10 protein-coding genes are annotated in these 15,372 nt (G+C 35.0%); 1 reads left to right on the plus strand and 9 read right to left on the minus strand.

Annotation, left to right across the window (positions count from 1 at the left end; translation table 11 throughout):
* Positions 1–17: 17 nt before the first annotated feature.
* The 3 genes from NLJ00_RS04200 to NLJ00_RS04210 all read right to left on the minus strand — a co-directional run bounded on the left by NLJ00_RS04200 (position 18) and on the right by NLJ00_RS04210 (position 2,047).
* Positions 18–425 carry a hypothetical protein gene (locus tag NLJ00_RS04200; protein ID WP_053473414.1) on the minus strand — a complete coding sequence of 136 codons (408 nt, stop codon included), beginning with the start codon at positions 423–425 and terminating at the stop codon, positions 18–20.
* Positions 426–548: 123 nt separating this feature from the next.
* Positions 549–1,568, minus strand: a complete 1,020-nt coding sequence (gene pheS / locus NLJ00_RS04205; protein ID WP_053473415.1) for a phenylalanine--tRNA ligase subunit alpha — start codon at positions 1,566–1,568, stop codon at positions 549–551.
* Positions 1,569–1,690: 122 nt separating this feature from the next.
* Complete coding sequence (locus NLJ00_RS04210; RefSeq protein ID WP_053473416.1) at positions 1,691–2,047, minus strand: hypothetical protein; 357 nt, start codon at positions 2,045–2,047, stop codon at positions 1,691–1,693.
* A gap of 245 nt (positions 2,048–2,292) precedes the next feature.
* Between NLJ00_RS04210 and NLJ00_RS04215 the strand changes: the two genes are divergently transcribed.
* The gene (locus NLJ00_RS04215) at positions 2,293–2,841 is read left to right on the plus strand and encodes a CvpA family protein (protein WP_256636343.1); all 549 of its coding nucleotides are present in this window, start codon (positions 2,293–2,295) and stop codon (positions 2,839–2,841) included.
* Positions 2,842–2,987: 146 nt separating this feature from the next.
* Here NLJ00_RS04215 and NLJ00_RS04220 read toward each other — a convergent pair whose 3' ends face one another.
* The 6 genes from NLJ00_RS04220 to NLJ00_RS04245 form a co-directional block, all read right to left on the minus strand.
* Positions 2,988–5,393: a glycoside hydrolase family 95 protein gene (locus NLJ00_RS04220; RefSeq protein WP_256636344.1), complete on the minus strand. Its 2,406-nt coding sequence runs from the start codon at positions 5,391–5,393 to the stop codon at positions 2,988–2,990.
* A 213-nt stretch (positions 5,394–5,606) separates the two neighbouring features.
* A complete protein-coding gene (locus tag NLJ00_RS04225) occupies positions 5,607–7,556 on the minus strand; it encodes a sialate O-acetylesterase (RefSeq protein WP_256636345.1) in 1,950 nt (649 codons plus the stop codon).
* A gap of 114 nt (positions 7,557–7,670) precedes the next feature.
* Positions 7,671–9,176: a cellulase family glycosylhydrolase gene (locus NLJ00_RS04230; RefSeq protein ID WP_256636346.1), complete on the minus strand. Its 1,506-nt coding sequence runs from the start codon at positions 9,174–9,176 to the stop codon at positions 7,671–7,673.
* Between the two features lies 1 nt (position 9,177).
* Positions 9,178–11,412, minus strand: a complete 2,235-nt coding sequence (locus NLJ00_RS04235) for a glycoside hydrolase family 3 C-terminal domain-containing protein (protein ID WP_256636347.1) — start codon at positions 11,410–11,412, stop codon at positions 9,178–9,180.
* Positions 11,413–11,450: 38 nt separating this feature from the next.
* The gene (locus NLJ00_RS04240; RefSeq protein WP_256636348.1) at positions 11,451–13,022 is read right to left on the minus strand and encodes a GH39 family glycosyl hydrolase; all 1,572 of its coding nucleotides are present in this window, start codon (positions 13,020–13,022) and stop codon (positions 11,451–11,453) included.
* A 138-nt stretch (positions 13,023–13,160) separates the two neighbouring features.
* Positions 13,161–15,167 carry a glycoside hydrolase family 97 protein gene (locus tag NLJ00_RS04245; RefSeq protein ID WP_256636349.1) on the minus strand — a complete coding sequence of 669 codons (2,007 nt, stop codon included), beginning with the start codon at positions 15,165–15,167 and terminating at the stop codon, positions 13,161–13,163.
* Between the last annotated feature and the right edge of the window lie 205 nt (positions 15,168–15,372).

The raw sequence follows: 15,372 nt of genomic DNA on the forward strand, positions 1-15,372 counted from the left end.
CGACTGTAAACTAAAAACTATTTCACCATTATCCCTTCAACAAACAAAATAGGCACTTCTTCCGTATTATTTTCGTTGATTAAATTAGATTTGAATATAAATTTCTTATCGTACAAAGTGTTCCCGATAAAGAATGTTACCATAAATTCATTATTCAAAACCAAAAGGCTTTTCTCTATCATTTCGATCTTTACTACAGAAACTGCCGGAACTTCAACAAAAGCGTGACGTAAAACCGATGTTTTTTTCATTTCACCATCAATAGTTCCAAATGCTTTTGAAACCACCATAACGCTGTCTAAATTAAAGTCGCTGTCGTTTACAAGATAAGCGTACCACACTTTTTCCATAAAATCATCGCTCCATTCCTGCACCGCAGCAAGAAACACATTTTCAACTTCTGGAATTGTTATATCTTTTTTCATTTTTATTAAAAGCTTTAAAACCTTTGTCAAAGCCTAAACTTCAACAAAGGTTTATTATATTATTATAATAAATTAGACATTCGAATTAATCTAAAATCTACAGTCTAAAATCTAAATTGCAACTTATATATTTGCTTTAAATTGCTCTAAGAAACGAACATCATTTTCGTAGAACATACGGATATCGCCAATTTGGTATAAAAGCATGGCAATACGCTCTACTCCCATTCCAAATGCAAAACCGTTGTATTCGTCTGGATTAATATCACAGTTTTTCAAAACGTTTGGATCAACCATTCCGCAGCCACCAATTTCTAACCAGCCCGTTCCTTTAGTAATACGGTAATCGGTTTCCGTTTTTAGTCCCCAATAAATATCAATTTCAGCACTTGGCTCTGTAAAAGGGAAATAAGACGGACGAAGACGGATTTTAGATTTTCCGAACATTTCTTTAGTGAAATAAAGTAACGTTTGCTTTAAATCTGCAAAAGAAACATCTTTGTCAATATACAATCCTTCTACCTGATGGAAAATACAGTGTGAACGTGATGAAATAGCTTCATTACGGAAAACACGTCCCGGAGAAATAGTACGAATTGGCGGTTTATGATTTTCCATATAACGCACCTGAACAGATGATGTATGCGTACGCAATAATACATCAGGATTTGTCTGAATGAAAAAGGTATCCTGCATATCTCTTGCCGGATGATATTCCGGAAGGTTTAATGCCGTAAAGTTATGCCAGTCGTCTTCAATTTCCGGACCTTCAGAAACGTTGAATCCAATATTGGCAAAAATATCTATAATCTGATTTTTTACGATAGAAATAGGATGACGAGAACCAATAATAACCGGTTCTGCGGCACGTGTTAAATCGCCAAAAATTCCTTTTGTTTCTTCTTTGCTTTCAAGTTCTTCCTGAATAACTCTTACTTTTTCTTCAGCAACAGCTTTTAAAGTATTTATTACTTGTCCAAAGTCTTTTTTCTGGTCGTTTGGAATATTTTTAAATTCAGTAAAAAGTTCTTTCAATAAACCTTTACTTCCTAAATATTTAATACGGAATTGTTCTAACGATTCTTTATTTTTCTCATTAAAGGCTTTAGCTTCCTCTATATGTTGTTTGATCTTATCTATCATTTTCCTTCGATAATTGAGAGTACAAATTTAGTGTTTTTAGTTTAAAGTACGCAGTCGCAGTCGCAGTTTTCAGTTTTCAGTTCAATCGACTGTAAACTGAGACTGCGACTGTAAACTAAAAACTACTCAATAACGTTTCTTTCTAAAAAATAATTTACAATTGCTTCTTTCATTAAAACAGATTGTTCTCCGGCTTTTAGCGCAGGCAATTGCTCTTTTACTTTGTAATGCGGCCAGCCTTCAGCATCAAAAAAATCAAATTCATAAAACCCATAAGGTTCAAGCAATCTACAAATTGCAATATGCATTAAGTTTAATTTTTCATCTTTTTTGAATTCACGGTGCACTTTTCCGAGTTCCTGAACTCCAATTAGGTAAATTATGGCATCTAAATCTAAATCTTCGCCTTGCGAAAATTGATTTGAAAGTATATCGACGAGCTTTTCCCAGCGCTCTTTTAATTGTGTATCTCTAGACATTTTTATTTATGATTTTAGATTTTAGATTGCTGATTTAAAATCTAAAATCTGCAATCTGAAGTCTTAAATTAGAGCTGCAAAGATACACAGTTCAAATTCAAACACGTTAAAAAAATTAAACACATAGAAACATAGATTTTAAATATTAGATATATCAAGATTAAAAACGTCTGAACCTTTGCAGCTCTGAGCCTTTAAACCTTAAAAAAAACATATATTTGCGCCTTTATTAAACATACCAAAACATGAGTTTTTTTGATATTATCGTTGCCGCACTTTTAGTTTACAGTTTATACAAAGGAATTAAAAACGGTCTTTTTGTAGAAGTTGCTTCTTTTATTTCACTTTTATTGGGAATTTATCTTGCGATTAAATTTTCTTCTTTAATAGCCGGCATGATTTCAAAACATGTTTCATGGAATCCTACTAATATTCAAATTACTGCTTTTATCCTAACTTTTATTCTGGTTGTAATTGGTGTTTATTTCCTTGCTAAAATATTAACCGGAATTGCTGATTTTGCAATGCTGGGCTGGATGAATAAGTTAGGCGGAGGTTTTTTCAGAATCTTAAAAACAATCCTGATCTTAAGTATTTTTATTGCTTTGTTCGAGAAAATCAATTTCAATAATACTTTCGCTAAAAAGGAAACTTTAGATAAATCTATTTTCTATAATCCGGTTAAAAAAGTGGCTGCTTTTGTTTATCCTTCTATTGAAAAATGGTATGAGACTTTTAAAGAAAAACAAGCTGAGAAATCTGAAGAAGAAAAAGATCCTTCTAAAAAAGAATAATATTCTTTGCGCAAAGTAAACCCGACAGGTTTTAAAAACCTGTCGGGTTTGTTAATTAGTGTGTCAGGCTGAGCGAAGTCGAAGCCATTTTATGTTAATCGAGCCTTCGACTTCGCTCAGGATGACAATATTTTTCAAAATAATATTTAGAATTTCACTTCTATACTTTCTCCTTTTTTCAAGATAATATCTTGTTTTTTATCTCCAAAAATTAAAGTTGTTTTCCCTCCTTTTTTCGAAGAAGCAATTACTTTTTCCAGTTTCTTATTATTCCAAATCATTTCTAATTCAAACCCGCCTCTTGCGCAGATTCCTTTTACAGAACCTTGTTCCCAGGCATCTGGTAAGGCCGGAAGTAATCTAATTTCATTTTCATTAGACTGCACTAACATTTCGGCAACGGCTGCGGCTCCACCAAAATTTCCATCAATTTGAAATGGCGGATGCGCGTCGAATAAATTCGGATACGTTCCTCCGCCTCTTCTTGGTTTTTCTGTTTTCCTACCGTCTGGATCAACGTAACGCAATAATTCGCGGAACATTTTATAAGCGCGATTTCCGTCCCAAAGTCTTGCCCAAAGATTAATTCTCCATCCTTTTGACCAGCCCGTAGTTTCATCGCCTTTTATTTCGAGTGTTTTTCTTGAAGCTTCGGCTAAATCTGGAGTTTTTAAAGGCGTAATATGATCGCCCGGAAAAAGTCCGAACAACTGCGATTGATGACGGTGTTTCGGATCATTATCTTCCCAGTCAAAATACCATTCCTGAAGGTTTCCTTTTTTACCAATTTGATACGGATACAGTTTTGAAAGTGCTGTTTCTAATTTTTTTCTGAAATCAGCATCAACATTCAGAACTTTTGAAGCTTTAATGGTTTTATCAAAACATTCGCGAATCATAGCTAAATCGGCAGTTCCACCATATAATGTAGCGCCTACAAAACCATCTGCTAGTTTATATTGATTTTCCGGTGAGGTTGATGGCGATGTAATTAAATTTCCATTTTTATCTGTTACCAGCCAGCCCAAACAAAATTCGGCTGCACCTTTCATCAAAGGATAACCTTCTTTTTTTAAATAAGCTTCATCTTCAGTAAAAATATAATGTTCCCAAATATGTGTGCTTAACCAAGCGCCCGCTATTGGCCAGCAAGCCCACATTGGTTCTTCTTTTCCAAATTGCCCAACAGGATTTGTCATTGCCCAGATATCAGAATTGTGCGCCGCCGCCCAGCCTTCGTTTACACCATAAAAAGTCTTTGCTGTCACTTTTCCGGTTACCGAAAGATTTTTTATAAAACTCAAAAGCGGCAAATGCATTTCTGAAAGATTCGTGTTTTCTGCCAGCCAGTAATTTTCTTCGAGATTAATATTCATCGTATAATTACTGCTCCAAGGCGGATTCAAATACGGATTCCAAATTCCCTGCAAATTCGCCGGAACGCCCAATGTTCTTGAAGAACTTATCAATAAATACCGCCCGTAATTAAAATAGAGAATTTCGAGGTTTTTATCTTCTTTTCCGTCAGCGTAGCGCAGTAAACGTTCGTCTGTTGGTAAATCTGGTGCTGTGGTTTTGCCTAAATCTAACGTTACACGATTGTAGAATTTTTGATAATCGGCAATATGAGATTCTTTTAATTTGTCGAAAGGTTTTGCAAATGCCTTGTTCAGGTTTTGCAATGCAATGTTTACATCATCAGGACCTTCAGTTGCTGGATTTTTGTCAAAACCATTAAAACTTGTGGCTACAGAAACATAAATAATAGCTTCCGTCGCATCTTTTAAAGTTAGTGTTTCTCTCGAACTTGTAATTTTTCCGTCCGTTTTTTTGATTTGGACTAAAGTGGTAAATTTTGTTCCTCTGTCTTTTATCTCCAGATATTTTGGTGAAACAGCATATCCGGCATTTTCATGAATGGGTGCAGAACCTGTCATTACCAAAATATTATTTCTTACTTCAATATTTGACTGTAAAAGACTTTTTAAATTGATATCAAAATTTAAAGCTCCTTTTTGGTCGGCTGCTAATTTGATTACCATAATTTGATCTGGAGCTGAAACAAAATATTCACGTGTATATTTTATTCCGGCCATTTCATAACTTACTTTCGAAATGGCGTTCGAAATATCCAGTTCTCGATGATAATTTACCGCTTTTCCTTTTTCAGCATTGTTGATTTCTAATGTTCCTAAAGGTGCATACGATTCGGAGTTTTTCCCTTGAATTTTCTTGTTTAATTCTTCGGCTAGTTTATAATTTTCGTTTTTTAATGCTTCGCGAATTTCGGGAATGTTTTTATACGCTTCCGGATTCATTTTTGCATTCACAGGTTCTCCCGACCAAAGCGTCGCATCATTCAAATAAATTTTATCTGAATTTGCACCTCCAAAAACCGTTGCACCCATTTTTCCGTTTCCTAAAACCAAACTTTCTTCAAAGAAATCAGCAGGCTTATCGTACCATAAAACATTTTTCGATTGTGCCGAAATGTTTGTGTAGTAAGAGGCGAAAAGTAAAATGAGAAATGTTTTTATGAGGCTTGGATTCATTTTGCTGCGTTTTAAATATTACCGATCAGATGTTCCTACGGAACATTATTGCAATGTTGTTTTTTTGATCAACGGATTTCATCCGTTGCTACCGACGAGTTGTTCCTAACGGAACATTTTTATTTATTTTCATTCAAACAAGTTTCAAAAAACCGTTCAAAAGACTTTTTACTTCTCACTAATTACTATTTACTAATCACTAAGAACTAAAAACTATTTACTCACTTTGTAAACTTCATTCGCCGTAATCATTTCCCAATTATCAGTTCTAAATGGCGATGCCGGGAATTTTTCTTTGTTGAAAAGATTAATTTCGGTATCGTCATCTGCCCAGCCATAATGAACTGCAACGGGATTTTGAACCTGATCGCTTGATACAATTACTTTGTTGTCTTTTATTATCGCTTTCGCGGAATGAAAAACTTTGTCTGCACCTGCAATTTCAAATCCTTTTAGGTTTTCTGAATTATCTGAAGCCGTTAAACCCGAACCAATATTATCGAAAGTCAAAATAATTTGATTTCCTTTTATTTCTTGCGATTTATAAGTTGGTCCACTGTGAACTTGTTTTTTGCCATAAATATTATTTAAAGCAACTGCTGCCAAACGCAATCCAATATCTTGTTTGTTTGTTGGATGAATATCTTTTGCATTTCCAATATCCGTCGTAACCGCCATTCCTGTATTTGGCAGTTTTAAAGTTTCAGACTGTGCTTCGCGAAGTTCTGCCCAACGGCTTCCTGTTTTACTGTTTCCGTTGAACTCATTGAAAGTTGATAATTGAACGAAATAAAAAGGAAAATCACCTTGTTTAAATTTTGTTCGCCAATCTGTAATCATTAACGGAAATGCTTTTTTATACTGCTTCGCTCTCCAAACATTCGCTTCGCCCTGATACCATAAAACGCCTTCAATAGCGTACGGAACCAGCGGATTTACCATGGCATTGTATAACAACGACGGATAACTGTTTGGTGATAATGCTGTTTTTACAGTAATAACTTTGAATTTCCATTTTCCGTCAAGCGGAATATTTTTACTGCCGAGACTTAGTTTCAAATCGGCTGCATCGCCGTAGATTCCACCGCCGCCGCCATTATCTACAATTCTAACCGAAATTACATTTTTTCCTTCTTTCAAAACATTTGATGGGATTTCGTAAACACGTTTTAAATCGTATTGTGAGTTTTTACCAACTTCAATTCCGTTTACGTATGTAATGTCTTCATCATCAATTTTTGAAAGATAAAGTGTTGCTTTGTTTTTTATATCTTCTGCAGAAAGTGTAATCGTTTTTCGCATCCAAACAATTCCGTCTAAATCACCTAAAGGTTGGTTTTCCCATAAACTCGGCGTATTTAATTCGCCCCAAGATGAATCGTTGAAATCAAATTCTTTAAAAGTATTTTCATTATCTGTACTTACCGGAGTTCCCTGAATTTTCTCGACTCTTTCTTTCATTTTTTTGGCGTACAATTTCGAAATAGAATCGACATTTAGCGAAGGAACTTCAGCAATCATAGATTTGAAATCATCACTTTTTTGAAATGCTTCGCGGCTTGTCCAGGTTTCTACATTCGTTCCGCCCCAAGAAGTATTAATGATTCCAATTGGGATTTTTAATTCGGCATATAATTTTCTGGCGAAGTAATATCCAACTGCTGTAAAATTACCAACAGTTTCTTTATTTGCTATTTCCCATTTTCCGGCTTTTAAATCGTCTTTTGGTTTTCCGCTTAAATCTTGTGCAACTCCAAAATGACGAATCATTGGATAATCAGAATTGGCAATTTCTTTTTCGGCATTTATCGTTTTAAAAACCTGAAATTCCATATTCGATTGTCCGCTGCAAATCCAGACTTCACCAACCAAAACATTTTTGATTGTGATTTTATTTTTCCCGATAATAATTAATTCGAAAGGTCCGCCCGCTTTTTCAGAATTTAGATTTAAAGTCCATTTTCCGTTTTTATCGGCAGTTGTTTTTTGAATTTGTTTGTTAAAATGAACCTCTATTTTTTCATTTGCATCGGCAAAACCCCAAAACGGGATTTTTTTATCACGCTGCAATACCATTCCATCAGAAAACAGTAAAGGCATTTTGACATTTGCATTAGCTAAAACATTTATTATCAGAAAAATAAATACAATACATTTTTTCATTTCTTCTAAATTTAAATTGTTTAAACCATATAAGTGATATAAGATAATTTAAGCTCAATGCTGACAAAAAACTTAATTTTACTTATATCACTTATATGGTTTATAAAAACTTTTTTACTGTAATCCTTCTTTTAAAGCGGTTAAGGCCTGAGTATCGAAAACGGAATTATCGCTTCTTTTAAAAATTCCAAAACCATTATTTCCGATGCTTCCTTCGTCCCAATAAAAAGGTAATAATCCATTTGCTTTTGCTGTTTTTACCACCGTTTTTAAATAATACGCTCTCGAAGCTAAATGTAAAGTTAAGGCATCTCCGGTTAAAGTCGTTCTGCGAATGGCTCCAAATTCTCCTAACAAAACCGGAATTCCTTTATCGACAAACTGAGTTTTCATTAATTTGAAATTTTTCTCTAAATCTGCTTCTTCTCCATAAGTTGCATTTCGTTCTGTATCTGTTGTGGAATGATAATTTGCTCCCCAATAATAGAACATTTTTCCCCAGGTTTCATCTTTAGTTAAACCGCCAAAATTCCACGGAGCATAATAATGAACCTCAACCATCATTCTGTTTGCCGCAGAATCTGTTGGCAAAGTAGTCATTAATTTGTTTGTTTTTTCAATATCTGTTGTTGGTCCCTGAACTACTAAAGTACGATAAGCATTTTTTCCTCCGGTTGAACGAACTGCATTAATGAAAGTTTGATGATACGAAGTTAAAACTGCCATTTGTGAGGCATCTTCAACCGCTGGTTCATTGGCACTTGCAAAAAGTAAATGTTCGTCAAATCCGCGTAAATGTGTTGCAATTTGTTCCCAAAAAGCTTTTTGTTTTGCATTGTTTTCGACTTTTTTAGCTTCGGTGATATTATTTTCCAGCCAGCCGCCGTCCCAGTGAATATTCACTACAACATACATATCATTATCAACACAATACTGAACTACTTCTTTTACTCTGTCGAGCCATTCTGTTTTGATTTTTGCTGTTGAAGCATTTTCCAAATATTGGTTCCAAGAACATGGAATTCTTATCGCATTAAATCCGTTTGCTTTTACAGCATCAATCAAAGCTTTGGTAACTTTTGGATTTCCCCAAGCAGTTTCTCCTCCGGTTGCTTCTAATGTATTGCCAATATTCCAGCCTAATTTTATTTTTGCTGCTAATTGTACAGCAGTACTTGACATTCCGGATTGATCTGCCGTAATTGGGTTTGTATTGTAACTCGGATATAAACTCGTAACAACTGCCGCGCCTGCCTGAGTAACTGCAATTTGTACAGATGAAGTTTCGCCTGAATTAATTGTAATTGTTGCCGTTCTTGCTTCGGTACTTGTATTTTCCAGAGCTGTTATTTTAACGGTAATAGTTCCCGAAGTTCCTCCCGCCTGACTTAACTGAAGCCAGTTTGAATTTGGATTACTAATTGTCCATGCTGTAACATTTGTATTTATTTTTACGCTGGCTTCGCTTCCTTTGCTTACAAAATCAATTTTATTAGTGTCGACTGTAAGTGTTTTTGCCGCTGCTTTTTCTCCTTCTTTATCAGAACTGCAAGCCCAAAGACTCAAAAATGAAAAGCATAAAAGCGTACTTAAAAAATAAGTTTTAATTGTATTTTTCATCTTATTTGATTGTTACAGGAATTTCTTTTTTAATATCTCTTGAAGAATTCCCCACTTTTAAAGTGTATTTTCCTGGCTCAACTGTCCATTTTTTGGCAGTAACATCATAATAAGCTAATTCTTTTACCGGAACTTTAATTGTAACTGTTTGCGAAGATCCTGCTTTTACTAAAACTTTTAAGAATCCTTTTAATTCCTGAGCTGCACGTGTAACTTTAGAATCTGATTTTGAAGCGTATAATTGAACTACTTCTTTTCCATCCACTTTTCCTGTGTTTTTTACTTCAACAGAAACTGAGATTGTTTCATTTTGCGCATAATCAGTTTTATCTGCTTTCGCATTTTCAAAACCAAAAGTAGTATATGATAATCCGTAACCAAAAGGATATAAAGGCGCAATATTTTTGGTATCAAACCAACGGTATCCAATTAAAATTCCCTCAGCATAATTTACTGTTTTTCCTCCAGGGAAACTGTTTGTGGCATGCGCCGGAGAATCCATAATCGCTTTAGGCATTGTCCAAGGTAATTTTCCTGACGGATTTACTTTTCCTAATAATACATCGGCTAAAGCATTTCCTCCTTCAGAACCGTTAAACCAAGACCAAACTACAGCTTGCGATTTTTTGCTGATACTTTCAATTTCAAAAGGTGCTCCGGCAACAAAAACTACAATTGTTTTTGGGTTTACAGCCAATACTTTTTGAATTAATTCTTCTTGTCCAAAAGGCAAATGCAGATCTCTACGATCAGAAGCTTCTGTTTCATAATCACGGTTTGAGCCTGCAAAAATGATCGCAACATCAGAATTTTTAGCAGCTTCAACTGCTTCCTGAACTTTTGCCGGATCTAATTGATCAATTGTTACCGGACCGTTTGATGTTATGTTTCCTAGATTTCCTTTATTTTTTTCGTCGTAACGCTCTAAATAACCTTCAGCATAATTGATTTTTATTGAAGATGGAAGCCTGTTTTTTAAACCTTCAAGAGGCGTAATTTCTCTTTTTGTTTTTACTCCCGCACCAAATCCGCCAAGAGCATTTTTCTTTGTGGCATTGTTTCCAATTACAGCGATAGATTTAACTCCGTCTAATTTTAATGGCAATGCGTTGTTTTCATTTTTCAATAAAACAACTGCTTCTGCAGCAATTTTATAAGCGTCTTGGTAATGTGCTTCGGTTGCGATGCTTCCTTTTGCACGTTCGCCGCCGCCCATTGCTTTAACTTGGAATAAAACTCGTAAAATACGTTTTACATGAAGATCAATTTCTTTTTCTGAAACTTCTCCGGATTTAACTGCAGCAATTAATTTATCGGCTAAGAAAAATTCATTGAACGGTTTTGGTGTTCCCATTTCAATATCTAAACCATTTTTCAATGATTTTGCTGTAGAATGGACCGCAGCCCAATCTGAAACCACAATTCCTTTAAATCCCCATTCATCACGTAGGATTTTATTCAGCATATAATCGTTCTCACATAAATATTCTCCTCTAAATTTATTGTAAGCGCCCATTATACTGTATGCTTTTGCTTCTTTTACCGAAGCTTCGAAAGCCGGAAGATAAATTTCGCGAAGTGTACGTTCGTCAATTTGTACATCTACATAATCACGATTGGTTTCCTGATTGTTGGCTGCAAAATGTTTTACACACGCCATTACATCTTTTTCCTGTAAACCTACAATTAAAGGCACGGCGATTTTTTTATTCAAAAACGGATCTTCACTCATGTATTCATAAGTTCTTCCTCCAAGCGGCGTTCTTACCATGTTGATTGCCGGAGAAAGTAACATGTCTTTATCTCTCGCACGTAATTCTTCTCCTAAACTAGTTCCGAAAGTATGCGCCATTTCTGCATTCCAAGTTGCTGCCAGAGCGCCGCCTGCTGGATAATAAGTTGCAAAATCGTTTGTCCATCCTGCCGGAGCCCAATTGTCGCGTGAAATTTCTTCACGAACACCAAGCGGTCCGTCGGCCATTTTTAATTCCGGAATTCCTAAACGTTTTACGCCCGCATTGGCAAACATACTGTTACCGTGAAGCATTCCAACTTTTTCCTCAAGTGTCATTTGAGAAATTAATTTATCTATTTCGGCATCATGTTCTGTACCGATTTCTTTTCCTAAATATTCTTTTTGAGCTGATTCAGCATCTGAATTTTGTACTTCATTTTTGCACGAAACAAACAGCATCACTGCCAGTGCCGCCGAGAAGTATATAAATTTGTTTTTCATTGATTGTGGTTTTTTAGTTTTTAGATTTTATAGTTAGTTTACTGTTTTACAAATCTAAACATATAAACATCATTTTCATTAATTGAAATATCTCTATTGAATGCTCCTTTTGAATCTATTTTTATTTTTTCTGATGAAATCAAACAATCGTTATTTTTTTCTTTAAGCAATTTTACTTGTTCTTTACTCAATTGTTTTGGACTTTTCATTGCCAAGTAATCGGCATAAACATCGTGTGTTTTATAACCGACTTTATAGATTTCCAGATTATATTTTCCTTTTACCAGATTGTCTAATTCGATTTTTACAACTCCTTTTGATTTCGAAGGTAAATCCTGAAGATAATAAGTTTGGTTTAAAACTTTATCGCCCGGATGTGTGTTCGTAAAATCCCAAAACAAAAGTTGTACATCGCCTTTTTCATTTTTAGTTATCCATGAATTTTTATCTGAATTTTGAAGTTCTATTTCTCCTAATTTGTTCATCAAATAATACGAGAAATAGGCAGGCTTTTTAATTCCCTGCGTGTTCAATAATCCGAAACCGCCGTGAAAAGGTGTAAATCTTGGTCCTGCTTCTTCAAAAATATCGGTAAAAACCCAATATGACATGGAGTTTGCAGCATTACCAACTTGTTTTATTTTTTGCAGAATATACGCTGCAGAATGATAACTGTCGTGAATTGGATCTGCCGGAGTATAAGAAGTACTCCATTCTGTATAATGTAATTCCAGATTTGGTTTTGCCGAAGCTGCAATCTGTTTTCTTGAATTTAAAATATCGCCGCTTACGCTGAATTCATCCTGACTCAAAATTGTTCCCGATGTTCCGAATTCATCCAGATATCCATGTTTTACGCCGTAAGTATGTGTTGAAATAAAATCGATTGGAACATTATTCTTTGCACAAAAGTCAATTGTTTCAGGAACCCACGCCGCTCCTGCTGTCGCTGGCCCGCCGACTTTGTACTCTTTATTTACATTTTTTACTGCACGTGCCGCATATTCATATAATTTGAAATAATCGGCTTGTGTTCCTGTCCAGAAACCTGGTGATAAATTAGGTTCGTTCCAAACTTCAAAATACCATGTTTTTACTTCTTCTGCTCCGTATCGTTCTGTAAAATGCTGGGTTAAATTTTGAATTAAATCTTCCCATTTTTTATAATCTTTTGGTGGCGTTACATTTCCTTTCCACCAAAAAATAGTTTCTTTTCCGCTTGCCAATGCATTCGGCATAAAACCTAATTCTACAAAAGGTTTCATTTTTAAGCTTACTATATAATCGAACAAAACATCGACGTATTGATAATTGTATTCAGGATTTCCTTTTTCGTCTTCTCGATAAACGGCCATGTCATCGGTCAATAAACCGTGCATTCGGATGTACTTAAAATCACATTCTTTTTTAACCAATGCTAATTGTTCCTGCCAGTCGGCACGTAAACCTTCGTTTGCTCTTCCGGCGCCGATGCATTCTTTAAACATGGTGTTTAATTTTCCTGCTTCTTTATTGTAATCGATTTTTATGATTCGGTTTTCAGCATTGTTATTTTGTCCAATAATTTGGATTGAATGAATTAAAACCAGTAGTATAAAAATTCTTTTCATATCTGTTCGGAATTACGTTGTGTTAGACGCACTGCTGTGCGTCTCTACGAATTGCGTTTCTACAAATTGTTTGTAATCGTTTTGTTGAGTAAACCCGACAGGTTTTAAAAAACTTGTCGGGTTTGAATATCTGTGTAATTACAATTTTTTAAATCTAATTGCTGTTCCTCCCGCTCCGCCTAATTTTAATTTTAGCGAATCGGAAGCTTTTACGGTTTTCTTCGAAATGGCTACTGCTTCGGGATTGTGTTTTTGGTCTGTTCCTTCGGCATCAGCATAAATTTGTGCTTCGTAAGTTGCGTTTTTATCTAAAAAAGAAAGTGAAATTTCAAGTTCTCTTGGGTTTTCATTTGTTATACTTCCTAAAAACCAGTCGGCACTGTTTCTGTCTTTACGAGCCGTTGTGATGTATTGACCAATTTCTCCGTTTAACACTTTTGTGTCTTCCCAATCTGTTGGAACATCTTTTAGGAATTGTAAAGCTGGTTTCCCTTCATAATTTTCAGGAAGATCAGCCAACATTTGAATTGGAGAATATGTCGTTACATAAATTGCCAATTGTTGCCCAACAGTTCCCTGAATTCTTTTTCCCGGATAACCTTGTTTTACCTCAACATCAAAAATTCCCGGTGTAAAATCCATCGGTCCTGAAAGTAATCTTGTAAACGGAATTATACTTAAATGATTCGGCGGATTTCCTTCGCTCCAAGCGTTGTATTCTTGTCCACGCGCTGCTTCTCTCGAAACCATGTTTGGAAAAGTTCTGCGCTCTCCAGTATCTTTTATGGATTCGTGATATAAAACAGCTAAATCATATTGTGCTGCTTTTTCTAAAATGTATCTGAAATAATTTACTCCAAACTGCCCGAAGTGCATTTGTTTCATATTTAATTTAGAACCTACGTGACCAATTTTTACCGTGTGAATTCCAAGTTTTTTGTATAAGGCAAAACCTTCGTCAACTTGTTTTAAATAATTTATCAGGTTCGAACCTGTTTCGTGATATCCAATTAATTCGATATTCTTTTTCTTTCCGTACTCGACTACTTTTTCTAAATCGAAATTATCGGCGTTTTGGGTGAAACTGAACATGTGCATACGGTTTTCATACCAGCCCGGCGTCCAGCCTTTGTTCCAGCCTTCGATCAACAAATGATGAAAACCTTCTTTTGCTGTAAAATCAATATATTCTTCGGCGTGTTTTGTGGTTGCGCCTTGTTTGTCGCTTTCCCAAAAAGTATATTTCCCAATGTGCATTCCCCACCAAATTCCTAAGTATTTGTATGGCTTAAAATAGCTGTTTGTGTTTTTTAATTTGTTTGGTTCATTCAGGTTTAAAATCAAATAAGACATAATTAAATCTGCTGGTTTTTCTCCAATTTGAATCGTTCTCCAAGATGAAGTGAAGGTATCTTTTACACGAACTTTTACACCGTCTGCCCAAGGAACTAAATCTGTTTTTAATTGTGTTCCTTCATTATTTACCAGAGTTGTACTGGCGTAATCGATCAAATTTGCTTCATGAAAACTCAACGCTAATCCGCTTTTACTTTCGATTGTAAGCGGAGTCAAAACTGTATCTAATTTACTAACCGGAGCAGCTTCAAATAAATATTCGTCACGGTTTTCTCTGTTGGCCGGAATCCACCATGCTTTTCCATCTTCTTTTAAATTAAAAGTCGTTTTTTCATCCATAATGAAAATACTGTCTTTTACATTTTGTTTTGGATATACATATCTGAAAGCAACTCCGTCATCGAAAGCACGAAACTGAATTTCCAGTTTACGTTTGTTTCCTGTTTTTTGCTGTAATTCTACCGAAAGCTGATTGTAATGATTTCTGATGTTTTTCTTTTCTCCCCAAACTTGTTCCCAAGTTTCATCAAAAGTGGAGTTTTTGACATTTTTGATTTCGAAGTTGGTACTAAAATCTTCATTTCCTTTCAATAAAAATCCTAAATCTGATGGTGTAATGACTTCAGTTTTTCCGTGTGAAACGGCATATTTCGGAGCATTTTTTACTAACTCAAATTTGATTTTATTTTGTCCGTTTGGCGAAGCGAGTTCGTACGCATTTTTATTTTTCTGACTGTATCCAATCGAAACTGAAAGTAATAAAGCGGGAAGAATCAGGTGTTTTTTCATGATATTTTTCTTAATTCATTTTTAATAAATCGGGCGTTGGCAAGGCTTTCACCCGATTTAGAAACTCAACAAAAACTTATTTTTAATATTGTTATGTGATTTTTAAACACATAGTGACATAGATTTACTAAACTTATAAAAGGCATTTCATTTGTTTAAACAAACATAGCTGAATTTGAATATTAGCCTTTTCACATCTACCTTA

The organism is Flavobacterium panici, assembly GCF_024499525.1.
GTDB classification, from domain to species: Bacteria; Bacteroidota; Bacteroidia; order Flavobacteriales; family Flavobacteriaceae; genus Flavobacterium; species Flavobacterium panici.